The following is a 19,498-nucleotide window of genomic DNA, read 5'->3' on the forward strand; positions in this document are numbered from 1 at the left end:
GGGTTAGCATCGGGCGTGGCCGCAACGAGCATCAAGGAGGTCGCCGCCCGGGCCGGTGTCTCCATCGGGACCGTCAGCAACGTCCTCAACCGCCCCGAGACCGTCACCGAGGCCAACCGCCTGCGGGTGCAGGCCGCCATCGAGGAGCTCGGTTACGTCCGCAACGAGTCCGCGCGCCAGCTGCGCATGGGCCGCAGCCGGTTCCTGGCCCTGGTCGTCCTGGACATCGCCAACCCGTTCTTCACCGACCTGGCCCGCGGGGCCGAGCTGACCGCCGACTCCGGCGGGCACACCCTGCTGCTGTGCAGCAGCGCCGAGGACGTCGCCCGCGAGCGCCGGCACCTGGAGGTCCTGCGCCAGCAGCGCGTGGCCGGCATCGTCCTGTCCCCGGTGGACACCTCCGCCGAGCGGCTGAGCGAGCTGCGCCGCCTCGACGTCCCCCTCGTCCTGCTCGACCGCAGCGACCCGGACGGGGTGACCGCCTCGGTATCGGTGGACGACGTCGAGGGCGGCCGGCTGGCCGTGGCGCACCTGCTCGCGGCCGGGCACCGGCGGATCGCCGTCGTCGGCGGCCCCCGGGGCCTGCCGCAGGTGGACCGGCGCACCGCCGGCGCGCGCCGGGCCGTGCGCGAGGCGGGGCTGCCGGCGGACACCCTCGTCGAGATCGACGTCCCGGCGATGCACCTGGACAACGGCCGCGCGGTCGGGGCGACCCTGGAGTCCTGGGGCCGCCCCGAGCGCCCCACGGCCGTCTTCTGCCTCAACGACCTGCTGGCGCTGGGGGTGCTGCAGGAGGCCGGCCGGCGGGGGCTGACGGTCCCCGGCGACCTGGCCCTCGTCGGCTACGACGACATCGAGTTCGCCGCCGCGGCGGCCGTGCCGCTGACGTCCGTGCGCCAGCCCACGGACCTGCTGGGCCGCTCGGCCGTCGAGCTGCTGCTGCAGCGGGCCGCCGCGCAGGCGGGCACCGGGCGGACGGTCGACGCGGGGACGGTCGACCTGCGGGAGGACCCGCCCGCCCCCGAGCGCCAGGTCGTCCACCTGCCCGAGCTCGTCGTGCGGGCCTCCTCGTCCTGACCGGCCGGGCGCTCAGACGTCCCGGCTGCGCAGGGCCAGCGCCCCCAGGCCCAGGAGGACGGCGACCCACACGAGGAACACCCCGAACCCGAGCCCGGCCGACAGGTAGCTCTCGCTCTGGCTGACGGTGGTGGCGTTCAGGTAGGTGTTGCTGAACCAGAGCTCACGGACGTGGTCCCCGCCCCAGGACTGCGGGATCGGCAGGAGCAGCAGCGGCACGACGAAGATCGCCGCGACGACGGTGCAGATGCCGCCGGCCGCGTTGCGCAGCAGCGCCCCCACGCCCAGACCGGCCAGGGCCACCCCGACGAGCATCGCCACGTTGCCCAGCAGCGCGCGCCCCACGCCCTCGTCGCCGAGGGAGGCGCCCAGGCCGCGGGTGTCCAGCACGGCCTGGCCGAGCAGGAACGCCAGGAGCACCGCGACCCCGGTGACGACGGCGACGTTCACCGCCAGCACGACGGCCTTGGCCGCGATGACCCCCAGGCGGCGCGGGGCGGTCACCACCGACGTGCGGATCATCCCGGTGGAGAACTCCCCGGCGATGACGATGACGCCGACCGCGGCGACGATGAGCGTGCCCATCTGGGCGCCGGTCAGGCTCGCCCCGACCCCGTCGAACCCCTGGGCGGCCATCGCCTGGGCCCCGGCGACGTCGGCGAACAGGGCCCGCGTCGCGAAGGACGTGAGGACGCCGATGCCCACGACGGCGACGAACGAGACCACCATCGTCACCACGATCGAGCGCACGCTCCAGAACTTGATCCACTCCGAGCGCACCAGGCCGGCGAAGGTCACCCGGTGCTCGGCCGGGCGGTACTGCGCGGGCTGCGCCGTCGTCGCGCTCATCGGGCGACCTCCTCGCGGGCCGGGGCCGGCGCGCCGGGCACCGTCAGCGGTCCACCCCCGGCCGGTCCGTGCGCCTGGTACTCCACGGCGTTGGCGGTCAGTTCCATGAAGGCCTCCTCCAGCGACGCCTTGACGGTGGTCAGTTCGTGCAGGGGCAGGCCGCGGCGGGCGGCGGCGTCCCCGATGCGCTCGGCGCTCAGGCCGCGCACGTCGAAGCTGCCGTCGTCCATCGCGGCGAGCCGCCCGCCCTCGGCGGCGACGAGGTCGCGCAGCTGCTCGGCCTGCGGGGACCGGACGGTCACCCCGCGCGGCTGGACGCGGTCGACGAAGGCTTTGACGGACTCGTCGGCGATGAGCCGGCCCCTGCCGATGACGACGAGGTGCTCGGCCGTCAGCGCCATCTCGCTCATGAGGTGCGAGGACACGAACACGGCCCGGCCCTGCCCGGCGAGCTCCTTCATGAGGTTGCGGATCCACAGGATGCCGTCGGGGTCCAGGCCGTTGACCGGTTCGTCGAACATGACGGTCGAGGGGTCCCCCAGCAGCGCCGAGGCGATCCCCAGGCGCTGCCCCATGCCCAGGGAGAAGCCCCCGGCGCGCTTGCGGGCCACCTCCCCCAGGCCGACGAGGTCGATGACCTCGTCCACCCGCGAGCGCGGGATGCCCGCCGTGGCGGCCATCGCGAGCAGGTGCTTGTGCGCCGAGCGCCCGGTGTGGACGGCCTTGGCGTCCAGCAGGGCCCCGACGGTCGACAGCGGCGCGCGGTGCTGCGCGAACGGCTTGCCGTCGACCAGGGCCTGACCGGCGCTCGGGCGGTCGAGGCCGACGATCATCCGCATGGTCGTGGACTTGCCGGACCCGTTGGGTCCGAGGAACCCGGTGACGATGCCCGGGCGCACGGTGAAGCTGAGGTCCTGCACGGCGACCTTCTTGCCGTAGACCTTGCGCAGGCCGACCGCCTCGATCATGGGTGCCCCTTCGTGGTGGCGGGTGGTGGACGGGTGGACGCGCGGCTGCCCCGTCGCCGGGGCCCGCCGCAGCGGAACGGCTCGATCCTCACGCACCGTCGTCAACGCCCGCATCCACCGATGGGTGCACGGGCCGTCGGGCGCAGGGATGGTCCTGCGGGTGGTGGGGTGGTCCTGCGGGCGGTGGGGATGACGCACCGACGACGAAGGGGCCGACCACCGGTGGTGGTCGGCCCCTTCGTCGGTGCGCGGGGGGCGGGGCTCAGTGCGCCGCGTCGAACGCCTGGAGGATCTCGGCGGAGATGCGGCCGCGGTCGGAGACCGTGTAGCCGTTCTCCCGGGCCCAGGTGCGGACCTCACCGGTGTCGCGCTCGGGCCCCTCGGAGGCCTTGGCCGCCGGGCGGGAACCGGAGGAGGACTTGCGGCCCGAGCTGGAGCGGCCGCCGACGCGACGGGCGTGGCCCACCCAGGGGGCGAAGGCGTCGCGCAGGGCGGCGGCGTGCTCGTCCGACAGGTCGATCTCGTAGTTGACCCCGTCCAGGGCGAAGGTCACCGTCTCCGAGGCCTCGTTGCCGTCGATGTCGTCGACGAGCAGGACCTGAACCTTCTGCGCCATCGTGGGGCATTCCTTTCGGAAGGGCGTGGACGACCGATTCGCGGGACGCGCCGGTCGGGAACACTCTGGCCCTTTCCGCGAGTCAGGTCAAATCACCCCGGGAATGCCGCGAATAGGGTCCCGGTCAGGACGGGCGGTCGGTCCGCCCGTTTTCTGCCGGCCCTTCTCCGGGAACACCCCCCGGACGCGGGGCGGTACCGGGGCGCTCGGCCCTGGCCCGGCGCTCGGCGGCCCGTTCCCGGCGGTCGGCGTGCAGGATCGAGCGCATGAGCAGCACGAACAGGAGGGCCAGCCCCGCGGAGGGCAGCAACGCGGCGAGTTGATCCACACCCCCAGGGTACGTCCGCGCGGGAGGACCCCGGGGGCGACGCTCAGCGGGGCTTGACCAGCGGGAACGTGATGGTCTCGCGGATCCCGAGCCCCGTCAGCGCCATGAGCAGGCGGTCCACGCCCATGCCCATGCCGCCCGTGGGGGGCATCCCGTGCTCCTGGGCGCGCAGGAAGTCCTCGTCGATCCGCATGGCCTCGTCGTCACCGAGGTCGGCCAGCCGGGCCTGGTCGACGAAGCGCGCGCGCTGCACGACGGGGTCGACGAGCTCGGAGTACCCCGTCGCCAGCTCGAAACCGCGGACGTACAGGTCCCACTTCTCCACCACACCCGGGACGCTGCGGTGCGCGCGCACCAGCGGAGACGTCTCCACGGGGAAGTCGCGGACGAAGGTCGGCGTTTCCAGGGAATCCCCGAGCCGGTGCTCCCAGAGTTCTTCGACGAGCTTTCCGGCCGTCCAGCGGGTGGCGTCGACGGGGACGCCGAGATTCCCGGCCAGGGCCAGCAGGTGCTCGCGCGGGGTTTCCGGGGTGATCTCCTCCCCCAGCGATTCCGACAACGACGGGTACATGGAGATGCTGCGCCACTGCCCGCCCAGGTCGTACTCGGTGCCGTCGGCCCACGTCACGACGTGGGAGCCGAACGCGGCCTGGGCGGCCTCCTGCACGATCGTGCGGGTCAGCTCGGCGACGGAGTCGTAGTCGCCCCAGGCCTCGTACGCCTCGAGCATGGCGAACTCGGGCGAGTGGGTGGAGTCGGCGCCCTCGTTGCGGAAGTTCCGGTTGATCTCGAAGACGCGCTCGATGCCGCCGACGACGAGGCGCTTGAGGAACAGCTCCGGTGCGATGCGCAGGTACAGGTCGGTGTCGAACGCGTTCGAGCGCGTCACGAACGGGCGCGCGCTGGCGCCCCCGTGCAGCGTCTGCAGCATCGGCGTCTCGACCTCGAGGAACCCGCGGTCCTCCAGCGTCCGGCGCACCGAGCGCACGACGTTCGAGCGGGCGCGCACGTTCTGCCGGGCCGCCTCGCGCACGACGAGGTCGACGTAGCGCTGCCGGACCCGGGTCTCCTCCGACAGTTCCTTGTGCAGGACCGGCAACGGGCGCAACGCCTTCGAGGCCATCTGCCAGGCGTCGGCCAGCACGGACAGCTCCCCGCGGCGGGAGGAGATCACGGTGCCGTGGACGAACACGACGTCGCCCAGGTCCACGTCGGACTTCCAGGCGGCGAGCGCGTCCTCGCCCACCCCGTCGCGCGAGACCATCGCCTGCAGCCGGGTGCCGTCGCCCTCCTGGAGGGTGGCGAAGACGAGTTTGCCGGTGCCGCGCAGGAACACGACGCGACCGGTGACCCCGACCTCGTCGGTCGTCTCCTCGCCCGCCTCGAGGTGCTCGTAGCGGGTGCGCAGGTCCGCCAGCGACGTCGTCCGCGGGACGGACACCGGGTACGCCTCGCCGCCGGCGGCGATGATGCGGTCCCGCTTCTCGCGGCGGACCCTCACCTGTTCGGGCAGGTCCTCGAACTCGTCCTCGGGCAGGTCGGGCGTCTGGTCGTCCACGCGGCCAAGGTTAGTGGGGCCCGGCGGTGGCGACGTGACCCGCTCAGTCGGCCGGGTGGCCCACGACGAGGGGGGTGTTGTCGATGAGGCGCGTCGAGCCCACCCGGGCCGCGACGGCCAGCAGCGCCTGGCCGCGGAAGTGCTCCGGGACGTCGGCCAGGTCGTGCGGGTCGACGAGGGCGAGGTAGTCCACGCGCGCGGCGGGTTCGGCCACGAGCACGTCCCGCGCCGCCCGCCGCACCGCCGAGGGGCCCTCCGGCGCGGCGGCCCGGCCGGCGCTCAGCGCCCGCTGCAGGACGAGGGCGACCTCGCGGTCGAACGGCGTCAGGTAGCGGTTCCGGCTGGACATGGCCAGGCCGTCGTCCTCGCGGACCGTGGGGACGGCGACGACCTCGACGCCCAGGTCCAGGTCGCGCACCATGCGCCGCACGAGCAGGAGCTGCTGGGCGTCCTTCTGGCCGAAGAACGCCAGGTCGGCCCGCGTCAGGCGCAGCAGCTTGGCCACGACCGTGAGCACCCCGTCGAAGTGCCCGGGGCGGCTGGCGCCCTCGAGCACCTCCCCCAGCGGCCCGGCGGCCACCCGCACCCCCGGGGTGCCGTCGGGGTAGACGACGTCGGGCCCGGGGGCGAACACGACGTCCGCGCCGTTCTCGGCGGCCAGGGCCAGGTCGGCGTCCAGCGTCCGCGGGTACCGGGCGAGGTCCTCGTTCGGCCCGAACTGCAACGGGTTGAGGAAGACGGTCACCAGGACCGACGCCGCGCGGCCGCGCGCCTCGCGGATGAGGCGGGCGTGCCCGGCGTGCAGCGCCCCCATCGTCATGACGACCGCGACGGGACCGGGCAGCGCGGCCCGGGCGGCGGCCAGCTCGGAGCGGGTGCGGGCCACGGTGAGGGCGGACGTCGGGGCGGGCGGGGTGGTGCTCACGGTTCTCCTGCGGTGAGTTCGGTGCGGACCGCGGCGGCCGCGGTGGGGGTCAGCCGGCCGGCGGCCTGCGCGCGGTCGGCGCCGACGCGGGCCAGCCGGGCGTACGTGGCCGCGGTGGCCGGGTCCAGGTCGCCCAGCACGCGCAGGTGGGTGGCGACCGTGCCGGCGTCGCCGCGGGCGACGGGACCGGTGAGCGCGGCGTCGCCCTCGCGCAGCGCGTTGTCGAGGGCGGCCTGCAGCAGCGGCCGCAGGACCCGCTCGGCGTCCTGGCCCACCGCCGCCCGCGCGGCGTCCAGCGCCTGCGCGACGAGGGTGACGAGGTGGTTGGAGCCGTGGGCCAGGGCCGCGTGGTAGACCGCCCGGTCGGCGTCGGCGACGGCGACGGGGGTGGCACCCCACTCGCGGACGAGCGCGTCGGCCACGGGCGCCAGGACGGGGGGCGTGGTGACGGCGACGGCCGCCCCGACCAGCCGCTGCAGGTCCAGCGACGTGCCCGTGAACGTCATCGCCGGGTGCAGGGCCAGGGTGAGGGCACCGTGCCGCGCGGCCGGTTCCAGCACCCCGAGGCCGTGCAGCCCGCACGTGTGGACGACGAGCTGGCCGGGGCGGACGTTCGGGGCCAGCCCGGTGACGAGGGGGCCCAGGACGTCGTCCGGGACGGCGAGCAGGACGAGGTCGGCGGTGAAGGCGTCCTCGGGCTCGATCCAGGGGACGTCCGGGAGCAGCGCCTCGACGCGTTCGGCGGCCTGCCGGGTGCGGGCGGTGATGCCGGTGACGCGGTGCCCCGCGGTGCGCAGCGCGGCCCCGAGGACCGGCCCCACCCGCCCGGCCCCGACGACCGCGACGTCGAGCCTGCCCGCGGAGTTCACGTCGGCGACCCTAACGCGCGGGGCGGCGCGCACGGTCCCGGGGACGCCGAACGGCCCCGGCGGGGGTGGGTCGTTGACGCGGAGCGCCGATAGGTTCGTCGCTTCGCGTCAACGACCCACCCCGCGGGGGCCGTTCGGGACGTGCGGTGGTGCGTCAGCGCGCCAGGAGCGCGGCCTGCTCGGCGCGCAGGGCGTCGATGAGCCGGCCCTGGGGCAGCACGACGTCGTCGTACGTCAGGACCTGGTCCTTCTCGACGTCGCGCTTCAGGACGCAGCCCTCGGCGACCCCCATGGGCAGCAGGTTCCCCGCCTTGGTGGCCGCGTACGTCTCGGCCACGCCGTAGGTGTCGTACCCGCCGAGCCGGTCGATCTCCTTGCCGGCCACCAGGTCGGTCTTGGCCGTGGTGACGACCTCGACCTTCACCTCGTCGCCCGGCACGATCGCGGCGTCGCCGAAGATCACCGCGCGGGCGACGGTCAGCGGCACCTCGAAGTGGCACAGGTGGTACGGCGTGTAGAACGAGTACAGGGGCCCGGTGCCGAGCTTGTACAGGTTCAGGTAGTGCTGCTGCTTGGGGTCGTCGTGCGTGCCGAGGACGTAGACGCCCGGGCCGGGCTTGGAGCCGACGACGTAGTCGACGACGCCGCCGAGCTCCTTGAGCCGGTCCACGTCGTACGCCTGCGTCAGCTCGTCGACGTGCCCGCGGTGGTCGGCGCCGCGCATGCCGCGCTTCTCGACCGAGAACCCCGCCGCGTTGGCGACGAGGGCCTGCTCGAAGGACACCTTCGTGCCGTCGGCGAAGCTCGTCACCATGTAGGGGTCCTGCCCCCACTGCTTGGCGAAACCCTCCTGCGTGGTGGGGTTGCGGTACTCGTCCTGCAGGCCCTTGATGTTCCCCGAGACCAGCGGTGTGACGCCGATGGAGCGCACGAAGCGGATGAGGTTCATCTGCACGCCGGGCTGGTCACCGTCGCAGCCGGTGTAGACCACCCCGGCCTTCTCGGCGCGGGTGCGCAGCGCGAGGCCGGCGGTCCCGTCGACCTCGGCGTTGAGCAGGACGATGTGCTTGCCCTGCTCGATGGCCCGGACGACGACGTGCGCGCCGTACTCGGTGTTGCCGGTCGCCTCGACGACGGCCTCGACCCGGCCCGCGTCGACGACGGCCTCGTAGGAGGCCGACACGACGGGCGTGCCCTGGGCGATGGCCTTGTCCACGGCGGCGGCGTCGTCGGCCTCGACCACGCCGGTGACCCCGGCCTGCTCGTAGGCGTCGCGCGCCTTGGACACCGTGCGGTTGGCGATGGCGACGAGTTCCATGCCGGGCACGGAGTTCACGACCTGGTTGACGAACCCGCGGCCCATGAACCCGGCGCCGACGAGGGCGACCCGGATGGGCCGGCCCTCGGCCTGGCGACGCTTGAGCGCGTTGTCGACGATGATCACGACAGCTGCGCCCCGTCCGCCAGCAGCGTCCAGCTCTTGTCCTTGTCGCTGATGACGGCCACGTCGCGCGCCCACGGCAGGGCGAGGTCGGGGTCGTCGTAGCGCAGGCCGCGCTCGGTGCCCGGGGTGTAGCTCTGGGACACCTGGTAGACGACCTCGGCGCCGTCGGTCAGCGTGAGGTACCCGTGCGCGAAGTACTCCGGCACGTAGAGCGCCGTGCGGTTCTGCGCCGACAGCTCCACCGCGACGTGCTGGAACCGCGTGGGCGAGTCCGGGCGCAGGTCGACGATGATGTCCTGGATCGCGCCGGCCGTGCAGCGCACGAGCTTGGCCTCGGGCGCCGGGTCCACCTGCGTGTGCATGCCGCGCAGCGTCCCAGCCTTGTGGTTGTACGAGAGGTTGCACTGCTCGACCGCCGGGTTCAGCCCGGCGGCGAGGAACTCCTCGCGGCAGAAGGACCGGGCGAAGAACCCGCGGTCGTCCGCGCGCTCCTCCAGGTCGATGATCGCGACGCCCTCGATGGGGGTGGTCCGGAACTTCACTGGGCGATCCCCGAGGTCGGCTGGAGGCGCCAGAACAGCTCCTGGTCGAGCTGCCCGGTGCGGATGAGGTGCTCGAGCTGCTTGAGCCGGGTGTGGCCGCGGCCGGTGAACGTCGCCTCGTCGAGGTCGATGGCCTTGAACACCTCGATGAGCTGGCGGGCGCCCTTGTCGGCGTTCCAGTCGCACGAGAAGCCTTCGAGCGTGGAGTGGATCTTGTCGAAGTTCACCTTGTACGAGCGGTTGTCGCCGTTGCTCTGCCCGAAGGTGATCTCGGCCTCGGGCAGCGCGCGGCCGACGGCCTCGGCGATCTCGCGGACGCGGTAGACCTGCTCGGAGTCGCCCACGTTGAAGATCTCGTTGTGGACCTTCTCGCGCGGGGCGTCCAGGACGGCGCGGATCGACTTGGCGATGTCCAGGCCGTGGACCAGCGGACGCCAGGGCGAGCCGTCGGAGGTCATGGCGATCTTGCCGGTCGTGTAGGCCAGACCCGCGAGGTTGTTCAGCACGATGTCGAACCGCTGGCGCGGGGAGGCCCCGTAGGCGGTGGCGTTGCGCATGAACACCGGCGAGAAGTCGTCGTCGGCCAGCGGCGCGACGTCGCGCTCGACGAGCGCCTTGCACTCGGCGTAGGCGGTCTGCGGGTTCACCGCCGACGTCTCGTCGACGGTGTCCTCGGCCACGCCGTAGACCGAGCAGCTCGACATGTAGACGAACCGCGAGACCCCGGCCTGCTTGGCGACCTCGGCCAGGCGGACGGACCCCCGGTGGTTCACCACGTAGGTGACGTCGGGGATGAGTTCCCCGAGCGGGTCGTTGGACAGCTCGGCCATGTGCACGACCGCGTCGGCGCCCGCGAGGTCCTCGGGGGTGACGTGGCGGATGTCCTTGGCCAGCGTCTCGACCGAGGCCGGGACGCCGTTGTAGAGCCAGCCCTGCTTGTAGTAGCCGGTGTCGATGCCCAGCACGGAGTGGCCGGCCTCGAGCAGGGTGGGGGCGAGCAGGGCGCCGAGGTACCCCTCGGTCCCGGTGACGACGATCTTCACTGCGGTTCTCCGGTTCTCGTGGGTCTGGCGGGTCTCAGTCTTCCCAGGTCTTCCACGGCGCCTTGCCGGCGTCCCAGAGCTTGTTGAACTCGGTCCACTCGCGGAAGGTGTCCATGCCCAGCCAGTACCCCTCGTGCTGGGAGACGGTGAGCTGGCCGTCGCGCGCCACGGTCTGCAGGGGCTTCTGCTCGAGCATCATGTCGGGGTCGTCCTCGAGGTACTTGTCCGCGAAGGCGCGGTCGAAGACGAAGAACCCGCCGTTGACCCAGCCGTCGGCCAGGGTCGGCTTCTCGTTGAACTCGGTGACGGTGTCGCCGGTGACGTGCATCTCGCCGTAGCGCGAGCTCGGGTGCACGGCCGTCACCGTGGCCAGCCGGCCCGCGGCCTCGTGGTCGCGCAGCGTCTTGAGGACGTCGACGTCGCCGAGCCCGTCGCCGTAGGTGAGCAGGAACTTGTCGGCGGTCAGGTGCTGCTCGACGCGCTTGATGCGGGCAGCCGTCGCGGTCGTCAGACCGGTCTCGACGAACGTGATCTCCCAGTCCTCCTGCACCCCGTTGGTGTGGTACGTCGGGGCGTCCTGGGAGGACAGGTTCAGCGAGAAGTCACCGGCGTTGATCCGGTAGTCGAGGAAGTAGCGCTTGATGAGGTCGCTCTTGTACCCCAGGCACAGGACGAACTTCCGGAAGCCGTAGGAGCTGTACAGCTTCATGATGTGCCAGAGGATCGGCCGTCCGCCGATGTCCACCAGCGGCTTGGGCAGCTTCTCACTGGCCTCGCGCAGTCGGGTGCCCATGCCACCGCAGAGGATGACGACGGGGATCTCGGAGACGGGAGTGGCCTCGGTCATGTTGTCCCTCACTCGAACCTGATCGGTCGGATCTCGTCGGCGCGGGCGCACCGCGCCCGCAGACCGTCCGTGGGGGAACTGCGCACCTGTCGCGCCGAACGCGTGGGATCTCCGGTGGCGGTCCGAACCCCCCACGAATCCGAGCCACCGGTTTCCCGCCGAGGTGCTGCCGCGAGGCTACTACAGGGGCCTGAACACGGAGCGTGAGATTGGGCGAAGCGGGTGAAAAGGAACCCGCTTCGGGGAACTCATCGACGAATCGTCGTCAAGAGGTCACGCAGCGGAGTCATCGCGGATTCCCACGAGAACGACTGCGCGACGTCCGCCGCGGCGGAGCCGAGTTTCGCGACCTGCTCGGGGTCCTCGAACAGCTCGACCAGGGCGTCGGCGAACTCCGGGGCACCGTCGGCGACGCGCAGCACGTCGCGGTGCTCCTCCAGGCCCTCCAGACCCAGGCTGGTGGTGACGACCGCCCGGCCCCGGGACAGGGCCTCGACGAGCTTGATCTTCGTCCCCCCGCCCGACAGCAGCGGCACCACGCACACGTCGGCACGGTCGTAGAACGGGTCCACGGCCGCGACGTCGGAGTGGAACTCCACCCCGCCCGGTTCACCGCCCGGGCGCGGGTGCACCGCCGACAGGCCGCGCCCGACGGCCAGGAACCGCGCCGAGGGGACGCGGGTCAGGACCAGCGGCCACACCTCGTCGAGGAACCAGCGCAGGGCGGCCTTGTTGGGGCCGTAGTCGACCGCCCCCACGAACAGCGCGGTGCGCGTCGCCGGCGGGACCGTCGGGACGTGCGAGGCGGCGCTGACGCCGTTGGGCACGAACGTGCTGTCGATGCCGTGCGCCGACAGGACCTCCTGGTCCTTGCGGCTGCAGGCCGTGACGTGCCCGGCCCGGGCCGCGGCGGCGAGCTCGAAGCGGCGGAACCGCGCCACCTCCGGGGCCAGCAACCGCCCGGCCAGCGGCCGCTCGGTCCGCAACCGGCGCGCGACGAGGTCGGACTCGACGTTGTGCAGGTCCAGGACGTCGATGCGCACGTCCGCGGGCACGTTGACCGCCATCTGCGGGAAGTCCACGTGCACGACGTCGCGGGCGCGGACCCCGGCGGCCAGCAGGTCGTGGACCTGCCGGGAGAACCACTTGCCCGCGAACAGCGAGCTGCGCAGGACCGCCCCCGGGGTGGGCTTCGGCGACTCCACCTCGTGCACGGTGACGTGCGCGGGCAGGACCTCGCGCCAGCCGGGCCAGCGGCCGAACCCGACGACGTGGACCCGGTCGAAGGAGGCGGCGTAGGCGTCGATGACGGCCCGGACCCGCTGGCGGCCACCGGAATCGGTGCTGGCCGGCAGTTGCTTGGCGAGGACCCAGGCCGTGCGCTCGGCCGTCACCGGGTGCGCTTCTTCCAGGCCCCGGACCGGGAACGGCCCAGGGCGCGCGGGATGGACAGCGCGAAGATGACCGGCGGCATGCCGACGGCCTGCCCGAGGACGCGCAGCGGGGCCGCCGCCCTGCCCCGCAGCTTGTCCCCCTTGAGGTAGGCCGCGACGGACACGGCCTCCCCCAGGAGGAACAGCTGGCTGTAGCGGTTCCCCGGCCGGGCCAGGCAGGCGGCCGTCAGCGTGAGCTGGGCCGCGGGCCCGAGCGTGGAACGCCACCCCTTGTGCATGGCGAAGTGCACGAACTTGTCGTCCCCGGACAGGAAGGAGCGGCGGAAACCCCAGAACAGCCGCAGCTGCCCGCTCATGATGCGGACCCGCCGTTCGAGCTGGTCCCCCCGCGGGGCGGAGTCCTCCACCGCGACGCACTCGGGCACGACCCCGACGCTCAGCCCGCGCCGGGCGAAGTCGAAGGCCAGGAACAGGTCGTCGTTGAGGACCGAGCCCGGGATGGGCCGGAACGACTCCCGGCGCAGCGCGACGGCCTCCCCGACCAGCGCGAGCGACCCGCCGCGACCGGCCTCGGTCTGCTTGATCCAGTTCTCGTAGCGCCAGTACAGGCCCTCGTCGGCCGCGCCGGACTCCTTGCGCACGCCCGAGGCCAGGTGCAGGTCGGTGGCGACGCGGTCGACGAGCGCGCGCAACCCGTCCCCGGGGACGAACGCGTTCGCGTCGAGCAGGACGACGATGCCGGCCCGGGAGTTCTGCACCCCGCGGTTCACGGCGGCGGCCTTGCCGGCCCGGGTGGGCGACCAGTCGACCCGGCAGCCGAGGTGCTCGGCCGTGGCGCGGGTCTTCTCGTCCTCGTCGACGACGATGGTGATGCGGTCCAGCGGAACGCCTTCGCCCAGCAACTGCGGGACGGTGTCGGCCAGGACGCGGGCCTCGCCGAAGGCCGGGATGAGGACGTCGACGTCGTCCCACGTCCAGCCGGCCTCCCCGGCGCGCGGGCGCACGGGCCGGCGCGGCGCGAGGCGCTCGCTGGCCAGCAGGTACAACGGGTACATGACGTGACCGGCGAAGGACAGGACGGTCAAGGCGCTGAGCGCCGGACTCGGTCGACCCAGTTTCACGTGTGGAACCCCCCAGACGTACGTCCGGAGCGGTGAAACCCGCCGGCCCGCCGGCCGTCGGCCCCCCTCACCGCCCCCGTGACCCCCGCGCGGTCCGCGGGTGGCCCGGGCATTCTTGCAAGCGCGGGACACGCTGAGCAACAAAGCCATCCGTGTTTCAATAATTACTCTGGGTAGTTTTCGTGGGCATCCGAGGAAGGCCGGTCTAGCCATTACTCCCTGTCGCTCCAGGTCAGCGCGTAGTGACGAACTTGCGCGCATCGCGCGGGATTCCCGACCGAACCACCCGTTCGCCACGGACGGTCACCCTTCGGGACGCGCTGCGGGGGTCCACACTGGGCCTCGGCGGTGGGACGACCACCACCGGAACGGCCCAGCCGGTGCGCCCGCGCACCGCAGGACCGTGGGGGAAGAACACCGGAAGGGGACGGGCGGCAGTGAGCGTGGACGTGAGGGACGCGAGGAACGACACGGTGAGCGACGCGGTGGGCGCCGCGGTGGGCGCCGCGGGACGGGCGGCCGGGGGGCGGGCGGCCCCGGGCGACGCGCAGGGCGCCGGGCGCGGCGGGCTGGAGCACGACGTCGAACTCGTCCTCGTGAGCTACCGCAGCGCCCACCAGATCCGGGCGCTGCTGGCCGGCCTGCCGCAGGACCTGCCGGTCGTGGTCGTCGACAACGCCTCCGACGTCGACGGGCTCTCGCAGCTGCCCGCCGAGCGGCCCGCGACGCGCTACGTCGACTCCGGCGGGGGCAAGGGCTTCGCCAAGGCGGCGAACATGGGCGCGCGCACCTCCACCCACGAGTACGTCGTCTTCGGCAACCCCGACTCCCGTCCGACGCTGGAGCACCTGGCCACCCTCGTGGCCGACGTCGCGGCCGACCCGGGCCTGGCCGCCTCGGCGGCGACGATGGCCGGGGTCGACGGGCACGTCGAGCTCGGCGTCGGCGGCTGGGAGCCCACGGCCGCCCGGGCCGTGGTGCACTCGGCCGGGCTGCACAAGGTGTTCCCGCGGGCCGGGCTGTACGCCAAGCCCGCACCGGGTGAGGCCCTCGACGTGGACTGGACCACCGGGGCGTGCATGGCCGTGCGGCGCAGCACCTTCGTCCGGCTCGGCTGCTTCGACGAGGACTTCTACGTCTACAACGAGGACATGATGTTCGGCCGCACGGCCCGGCAGGCGGGCCTGCGCGAGCGGCTGCGCACCGACGTCATCGTCCCGCACGCCGCCGGCGGCTCGGGGGCGCCGAACCTGGAGATGCTGCGGCTGCGCGGGGCGGCCATGCGCCGCTACCTGGCCCGCCACCACTCCAGCGCGACCGTGCACGGCATCAGCTCGGTGCTGGCCCTGGGCTACGCCGTCCGGACGCTGCAGTGCACGGCCCTGCGCCGCCGGGACCGCGCCGCCCAGCACTGGGCCTACGTCAAGGGCGTCACCACCGGCCGCGCCTCCGTCGCCGGCCGCGTCGTCATGGACCGCATCAAGTAGCCGCCCCCCACGACCGGGGAGGACGCGCGGCGCCCCCGCCGGCCGGTGATCACCGGGCCGGCGGGGGCGTCGCGCGTGCGGGGTCGGGAGTCAGCGGCTCAGAAGAGCTCGCGGTACTTCGCCGCCGAGTTGGGCATCCGCGAACCGCCGTCGAGCAGCCAGCGCCGGTTGTCGATGTCCACGTTGAACTGGACCTCGTACAGGAGCTGGCCGGCGCCGGTCCCGGCGTTGGCCTTGAAGACGTCGTGCATGCCCTGGATGAAGGCGGGCGAGTCACCGTCGTCGGCGTTGCCGGACCACTCCGAGACCGCCAGCGGCAGGCCCTGGCTCTTGGCGAAGGCGAGGTGGGCGTTGATGCCCTTGGGCGCACCCCACCCGTCCCGCTCCCAGGACTGCTGCTGGAACTGCGCCAGCGTGGCCGCGTACGGCCAGTTGTTGTAGTAGTCCACCGACAGGACGTCGACGTACTGCTTGCCCGGGAAGAACGTCGTCCAGTCCATCCCGGCGCCGTTGGTCTCCTTGTTGACCGAGAAGACGAGCTCGGCCTCGGGGAAGATCTGCTGCTGCAGCGCGCGGTAGCGCTTCCAGGACGTCATGAAGTCCTGGTAGTTGTTCTTGTTCACGCTCCAGGAGAACCAGTAGCCGTTCATCTCGTGGGCGAAGCGGATGTACATCGTGCCGTCGCGGTCGCCCCACAGCTGCTTGAGCTTGGTGAGCGAGGCGGCCCAGCGGGCGTCGTAGCGCCCGGCCGCGGCCTGGGCCCAGGTCTCGCCCGCGTCGATGCCGCCGACGGCCATGTCCATCGACCCGTTCCAGGCGCCGTACTCGGCCCCCTTCCACAGTGTGTAGAAGTTCGCGGAGTTGTCGGCGTCGCCGGCCCAGCTGGCCACGACGTCCAGGTCGCTGCCGCGCCAGGCGCCGAACCGGCCGTTGGCGGCCCCGACCCCGGCCGAGCCGGACATCCACGCGTGACCCGAGGCGTTGCCCGTCGACGGCTTCGCCGGGGCCGAGCTGGGCGGCGGGGTCACCGGGGACGTGCTGGGCGGGGTGCTGGGCGGGGTGCTCGGCGGGGTGCTGGGCGGGGTGGTCGGCGCCGGGGTGGTCACCACGGGGGTGGGCTGGGTCGGGCGGGGGCCGGGGGTGACGGCCCCGGCGCGGACCCGCTGGACCTGGATGGCGTCGACCTTGGCGTTGTTGCGGGTGGCGCTGAACCCCAGGTCCAGCGAGCCGTCCTTGACGGTCACGGTGAAGGACTTGTCCAGGCGGGTGTCGAAGCCGACGGTGCCGAAGATGTCCAGGTCCGTGACGACCGGCCGGCCCTCGGCCGTGACCGAGAAGACCCGCGCGCCGCGGTAGGTGAAGAAGGTCTCCGCGAACTTCAGGGTGACCTTGTAGGTGCCGTTCGCGACGGGCGTGCGCCAGCCGCTCATGCCCCAGCGCTCGGACTGGTACAGCTCGTCGTTGTCGGTGCCCTTGATGTCGCGGAAGGAGGGGGCCGTGACCTGGTAGCCACCGGTGAAGCCGGTCTCGGCCTGCCACGTCCGGCCGGCCGTGTCCACGTAGGGGGTGGTGGACGTGGCGAAGCGCAGCACGTCGTCGGCGGCGTGGGCGGAGACGGGGACGGCGACACCGGCGGCGACCGCCGCGGCGGCCGAGGCGGACAGGAGGAACGTCGAAAGCTTGCTCATGGGGGTGGATCAACCTCGCTGTGCTCAGGGCACCGCCGCGGGGGGAGCGGAGGTGCCTGGTTGGCCCGTTCGGGGTGACAGGGAGGTCATCGGCCGGCCTGACCGGCGGCTTGAGCAGAAAGTTCGGCGAAAGGTGTAACGCGCCGCCGACCTGCGACGATGGGTCTCCCCCGCGTGATCGCGGGCCGGGGTCCCGGGCCCGTCCCCGGCTACGATCGGGGGGTGGGACTTCACGTCGTCTACCGCTCGCACGGCGGGGAGAACAGCAAGGGCCGGCCGGGCTGGTACAGCAAGCGGGTGGGGCTGGAGTCCTTCTGCCGGGCGCTGGATCGGGTCCGCACCGAGCGCCCCCAGACCCGGACCGAGGTCGTCTTCCTCAACGACGGTCCGGTGCCCGCCGACCGGCTGGACCTCATGGCGCGCTGGGGCGACCCCGTCACCATCGACGGCGGTTCCAACCGGCGCAGCTACCTGACGGCCCTGGGCCTGCCCCGGCGGCGGGGCTGGGACGGCAGGGACCTGCTCCTGCTCGCCGAGGACGACTACCTGTGGCGCCCGGAGGCCCTGGTGGCCCTCCTCGACGCGGCCGGGGACCCCCGGCACGCCGGAGCCGACTACTTCGCCCCCTACGGCCAGGCGGTGGCCGGCACCGGGCTGCCGGTTCGCTGGGAGCGGCTCGACAGCACCACCAGCACGTTCGCCGCCCGCGTCGGCGCGCTGCGCCAGGACGAACGGCTGCTGTGGCTGTGCGCGCTGTCGGGGGGCGACTTCGACCACACCACCTGCCTGACGCTGCAGGGCCGGCGGCGCTTCGGGCTGCGCGAGCTCCTGGAGCACCACGCCCCCGCCGAGGGCACCCCGGCCTGGAGGTCCGCCCTGCGCCGGGCCTACCTCACCGGGACGAGGGCGGCCGTCGACGTGCGCTCGCTGCGGCGGCCCTCGCGGCGGCGGGTGCTGCTGGGCGCGCGGCCCGCCCTCGCCACGCACATGGAGGAGGGCTGGATCGCCCCCGGCCCGTGGGAGGAGATCGCCGCCGCCCCGGCCCCGTGAGGTGCCCCGGGACGCACGACGGGCCGGCCCCCGGGGGGACCGGCCCGTCGTGCGGAGGGGGGCGTCAGCCGCGGCGCGAGACCTCGGGGGCCTGCTGGGCCTGGACGACCGGGCGCTGGCGTGCCGCCTCGGAGCGCTCGCCGGACGCGGCGGTGCCGTGCCCGGCGTCCCCGACGACGACCTGCGCGACGACGGCCGGGGCCGCGATGGACAGCTGGGCGACGGTCTTGCTGACGACCTCGGCGCGCGGTTCGGCCTCGATCTGGACCAGGACCGCGTCGACCTCCCCGGCCACGGCGAAGGCCACCGGCGACGTCACGACGGAACCGCCGACGAAGATCACGAGGTGACCGGCCTCGACGAGCTGGCGGACCCCGGCCCCGACGACGTGCGGCTGCAGGGAACGGGCCTCCAGCGGCAGGACCCCGACGACGGCGCCGCCGCCGATGACCCAGGGGTGGATCTCGTCGGTCCAGCGGCGCTCGGGCAGGACGCGCTGGTCGGGCTGGGCCACGGGCGCACCGAAGGCCCCCAGGCGGCTGCCGGCCTCGTCGGCGTCCACGACGACGACGCGGCGGCCCGCGCGGGCGGCCGAGGCGGCCAGCCCGGTGGCCAGGGCGCCGGCGTCACCGCTGGCCGCGGTGACCAGGACGCTGGAGACCTCCAGGCGGGGGGTGCGCAGATGACCCAGGTGCTGCAGGCCGACCAGGACGATGCCCGCGTTGCGGGACTCGGCGGAGTTCTGGTCCCCGATGCCGCGGCCGCGGGGCGTGGAGCTCCAGCGGCCGAGCTCGGCCACGCCCGCCAGCGGCGGGGTGTCCACGCGCTGGTCGAGGTGCGCGCGCCAGGCGACGGCGCCGGCGGCGGCGAACAGGCCGACGAGACCGGCCAGGACCGCGAGCTGCCAGGCGTACGGCGGCGCGGGCCGGGAGGGCACGGTGGCCGCGTCCAGCACGGAGATGCCGTTGCCGTAGGCGCTGGCGTTGAGGTTGATCGTCTGCTGCTGGGCGGTGTCGCCGCCGACGGCGGTCAGCGCGTTGGCGGTGGCCTGCTGCACCTTCTGCGTGTTGACCGTCTGGTACGCGGCGGCGACCGCGTCGGCGACGGTCGCCGCGTCCTGGGCGTCCTGCGCGGTGGCGGTGACGGTGATCTGGTTCGACTCGTCCTTGGCGGTGATCGTCAGGCCGTCGCGGAACGTCGGCTGCAGGTCCGCCGGCAGCGTCTGGCCGGCGACGGACAGGACCGTCTCGGACCCCGCGACCGCGGCCTGCAGGGTGGCCCACTTCGTCGGGTCGCCCAGGGAGGAGGCGTTCGACGTCGTCGGGTCGTAGGGGCGGTCCTTCGACAGCGTGATGGTCGAGGTGGCCTCGTAGGTCGGGGTCAGCAGGTGCGAGGGCAGGACGTACCCGAGCACGGCGGCCAGCACGGCCACCACCAGGATCTTCCAGCGCTGGCGGCTGATGGCGCCCCACGCACCAGAACTGCTCCGAACGTGCGAGCTCGTTGTCACCGACTACCAGTCCCTTCCCTGACGTGACGCAGAACCGCGCCCCCCGGTGCAGCGTGCCGGTCCACCCCGCGGCCCCCACCGCCCGTGACTCGGTGCTGGGGTTTCCCTACGCCGTGTGATCAGCACCCGGCGACCGCTGCGGGCGCCACTATTGCACCCTTTCCCGGCGCCCGTCCGGCGTT

The 19,498-nt window shown here is 73.3% G+C and carries 18 protein-coding genes; 3 read left to right on the forward strand and 15 right to left on the reverse strand.

Going from position 1 to position 19,498, the window contains the following annotated elements; genetic code table 11:
* The first annotated feature begins 15 nt into the window (after positions 1-15).
* Positions 16-1,077: a LacI family DNA-binding transcriptional regulator gene (locus AB2L27_RS16595; protein ID WP_370442601.1), complete on the forward strand. Its 1,062-nt coding sequence runs from the start codon at positions 16-18 to the stop codon at positions 1,075-1,077.
* A gap of 12 nt (positions 1,078-1,089) precedes the next feature.
* On the opposite strand, the gene AB2L27_RS16600 is transcribed toward AB2L27_RS16595, so the two are convergent.
* The 13 genes from AB2L27_RS16600 to AB2L27_RS16660 all read right to left on the reverse strand — a co-directional run bounded on the left by AB2L27_RS16600 (position 1,090) and on the right by AB2L27_RS16660 (position 13,581).
* The gene (locus tag AB2L27_RS16600; protein WP_370442602.1) at positions 1,090-1,926 is read right to left on the reverse strand and encodes a hypothetical protein; all 837 of its coding nucleotides are present in this window, start codon (positions 1,924-1,926) and stop codon (positions 1,090-1,092) included.
* Positions 1,923-2,894, reverse strand: coding sequence for an ATP-binding cassette domain-containing protein (locus AB2L27_RS16605; protein WP_370442603.1), 972 nt, complete (start codon positions 2,892-2,894; stop codon positions 1,923-1,925). The genes AB2L27_RS16600 and AB2L27_RS16605 overlap by 4 nt, the downstream gene beginning before the upstream one ends.
* 262 nt (positions 2,895-3,156) lie before the next feature.
* Positions 3,157-3,510, reverse strand: coding sequence for a histone-like nucleoid-structuring protein Lsr2 (locus AB2L27_RS16610; RefSeq protein ID WP_370442604.1), 354 nt, complete (start codon positions 3,508-3,510; stop codon positions 3,157-3,159).
* Positions 3,511-3,634: 124 nt separating this feature from the next.
* Complete coding sequence (locus AB2L27_RS16615) at positions 3,635-3,838, reverse strand: hypothetical protein (protein ID WP_370442605.1); 204 nt, start codon at positions 3,836-3,838, stop codon at positions 3,635-3,637.
* 43 nt (positions 3,839-3,881) lie between these two features.
* Entirely contained in the window at positions 3,882-5,396 is a 1,515-nt protein-coding gene (gene lysS, locus AB2L27_RS16620; RefSeq protein WP_370442606.1) for a lysine--tRNA ligase, read from the reverse strand.
* Between the two features lie 43 nt (positions 5,397-5,439).
* On the reverse strand, positions 5,440-6,321 hold the full coding sequence (gene panC / locus AB2L27_RS16625; protein ID WP_370442607.1) for a pantoate--beta-alanine ligase: 882 nt from the start codon (positions 6,319-6,321) through the stop codon (positions 5,440-5,442).
* Positions 6,318-7,190, reverse strand: coding sequence for a Rossmann-like and DUF2520 domain-containing protein (locus AB2L27_RS16630; protein WP_370442608.1), 873 nt, complete (start codon positions 7,188-7,190; stop codon positions 6,318-6,320). Before AB2L27_RS16630 ends, panC begins: the two co-directional genes overlap by 4 nt.
* Positions 7,191-7,344: 154 nt before the next feature.
* A complete protein-coding gene (locus AB2L27_RS16635; protein ID WP_370442609.1) occupies positions 7,345-8,634 on the reverse strand; it encodes an NAD(P)H-dependent oxidoreductase in 1,290 nt (429 codons plus the stop codon).
* Complete coding sequence (locus tag AB2L27_RS16640; protein ID WP_370442610.1) at positions 8,631-9,176, reverse strand: dTDP-4-dehydrorhamnose 3,5-epimerase family protein; 546 nt, start codon at positions 9,174-9,176, stop codon at positions 8,631-8,633. Before AB2L27_RS16640 ends, AB2L27_RS16635 begins: the two co-directional genes overlap by 4 nt.
* Positions 9,173-10,219, reverse strand: a complete 1,047-nt coding sequence (locus tag AB2L27_RS16645; protein ID WP_370442611.1) for an NAD-dependent epimerase/dehydratase family protein — start codon at positions 10,217-10,219, stop codon at positions 9,173-9,175. The genes AB2L27_RS16640 and AB2L27_RS16645 overlap by 4 nt, the downstream gene beginning before the upstream one ends.
* A gap of 34 nt (positions 10,220-10,253) precedes the next feature.
* The gene (locus AB2L27_RS16650) at positions 10,254-11,066 is read right to left on the reverse strand and encodes a glucose-1-phosphate cytidylyltransferase (RefSeq protein ID WP_370442612.1); all 813 of its coding nucleotides are present in this window, start codon (positions 11,064-11,066) and stop codon (positions 10,254-10,256) included.
* A gap of 248 nt (positions 11,067-11,314) precedes the next feature.
* On the reverse strand, positions 11,315-12,460 hold the full coding sequence (locus tag AB2L27_RS16655) for a glycosyltransferase family 4 protein (RefSeq protein WP_370442613.1): 1,146 nt from the start codon (positions 12,458-12,460) through the stop codon (positions 11,315-11,317).
* Positions 12,457-13,581, reverse strand: a complete 1,125-nt coding sequence (locus AB2L27_RS16660) for a glycosyltransferase (protein ID WP_370442614.1) — start codon at positions 13,579-13,581, stop codon at positions 12,457-12,459. Before AB2L27_RS16660 ends, AB2L27_RS16655 begins: the two co-directional genes overlap by 4 nt.
* Positions 13,582-14,054: 473 nt before the next feature.
* On the opposite strand from AB2L27_RS16660, the gene AB2L27_RS16665 reads away from it, so the two are divergent.
* Entirely contained in the window at positions 14,055-15,068 is a 1,014-nt protein-coding gene (locus tag AB2L27_RS16665; RefSeq protein WP_370442615.1) for a glycosyltransferase family 2 protein, read from the forward strand.
* Positions 15,069-15,166: 98 nt separating this feature from the next.
* On the opposite strand, the gene AB2L27_RS16670 is transcribed toward AB2L27_RS16665, so the two are convergent.
* On the reverse strand, positions 15,167-16,756 hold the full coding sequence (locus tag AB2L27_RS16670; RefSeq protein WP_370442616.1) for a malectin domain-containing carbohydrate-binding protein: 1,590 nt from the start codon (positions 16,754-16,756) through the stop codon (positions 15,167-15,169).
* A 222-nt stretch (positions 16,757-16,978) separates the two neighbouring features.
* Here AB2L27_RS16670 and AB2L27_RS16675 point away from each other — a divergent pair, with 222 nt between their 5' ends.
* Positions 16,979-17,806, forward strand: coding sequence for a hypothetical protein (locus AB2L27_RS16675; protein WP_370442617.1), 828 nt, complete (start codon positions 16,979-16,981; stop codon positions 17,804-17,806).
* Between the two features lie 64 nt (positions 17,807-17,870).
* On the opposite strand, the gene AB2L27_RS16680 is transcribed toward AB2L27_RS16675, so the two are convergent.
* Positions 17,871-19,238, reverse strand: a complete 1,368-nt coding sequence (locus tag AB2L27_RS16680) for a YveK family protein (protein WP_370442618.1) — start codon at positions 19,236-19,238, stop codon at positions 17,871-17,873.
* Between the last annotated feature and the right edge of the window lie 260 nt (positions 19,239-19,498).

This window comes from Kineococcus halophytocola (assembly GCF_041276425.1).
In the GTDB taxonomy this organism is placed as follows: Bacteria; Actinomycetota; Actinomycetes; order Actinomycetales; family Kineococcaceae; genus Kineococcus; species Kineococcus halophytocola.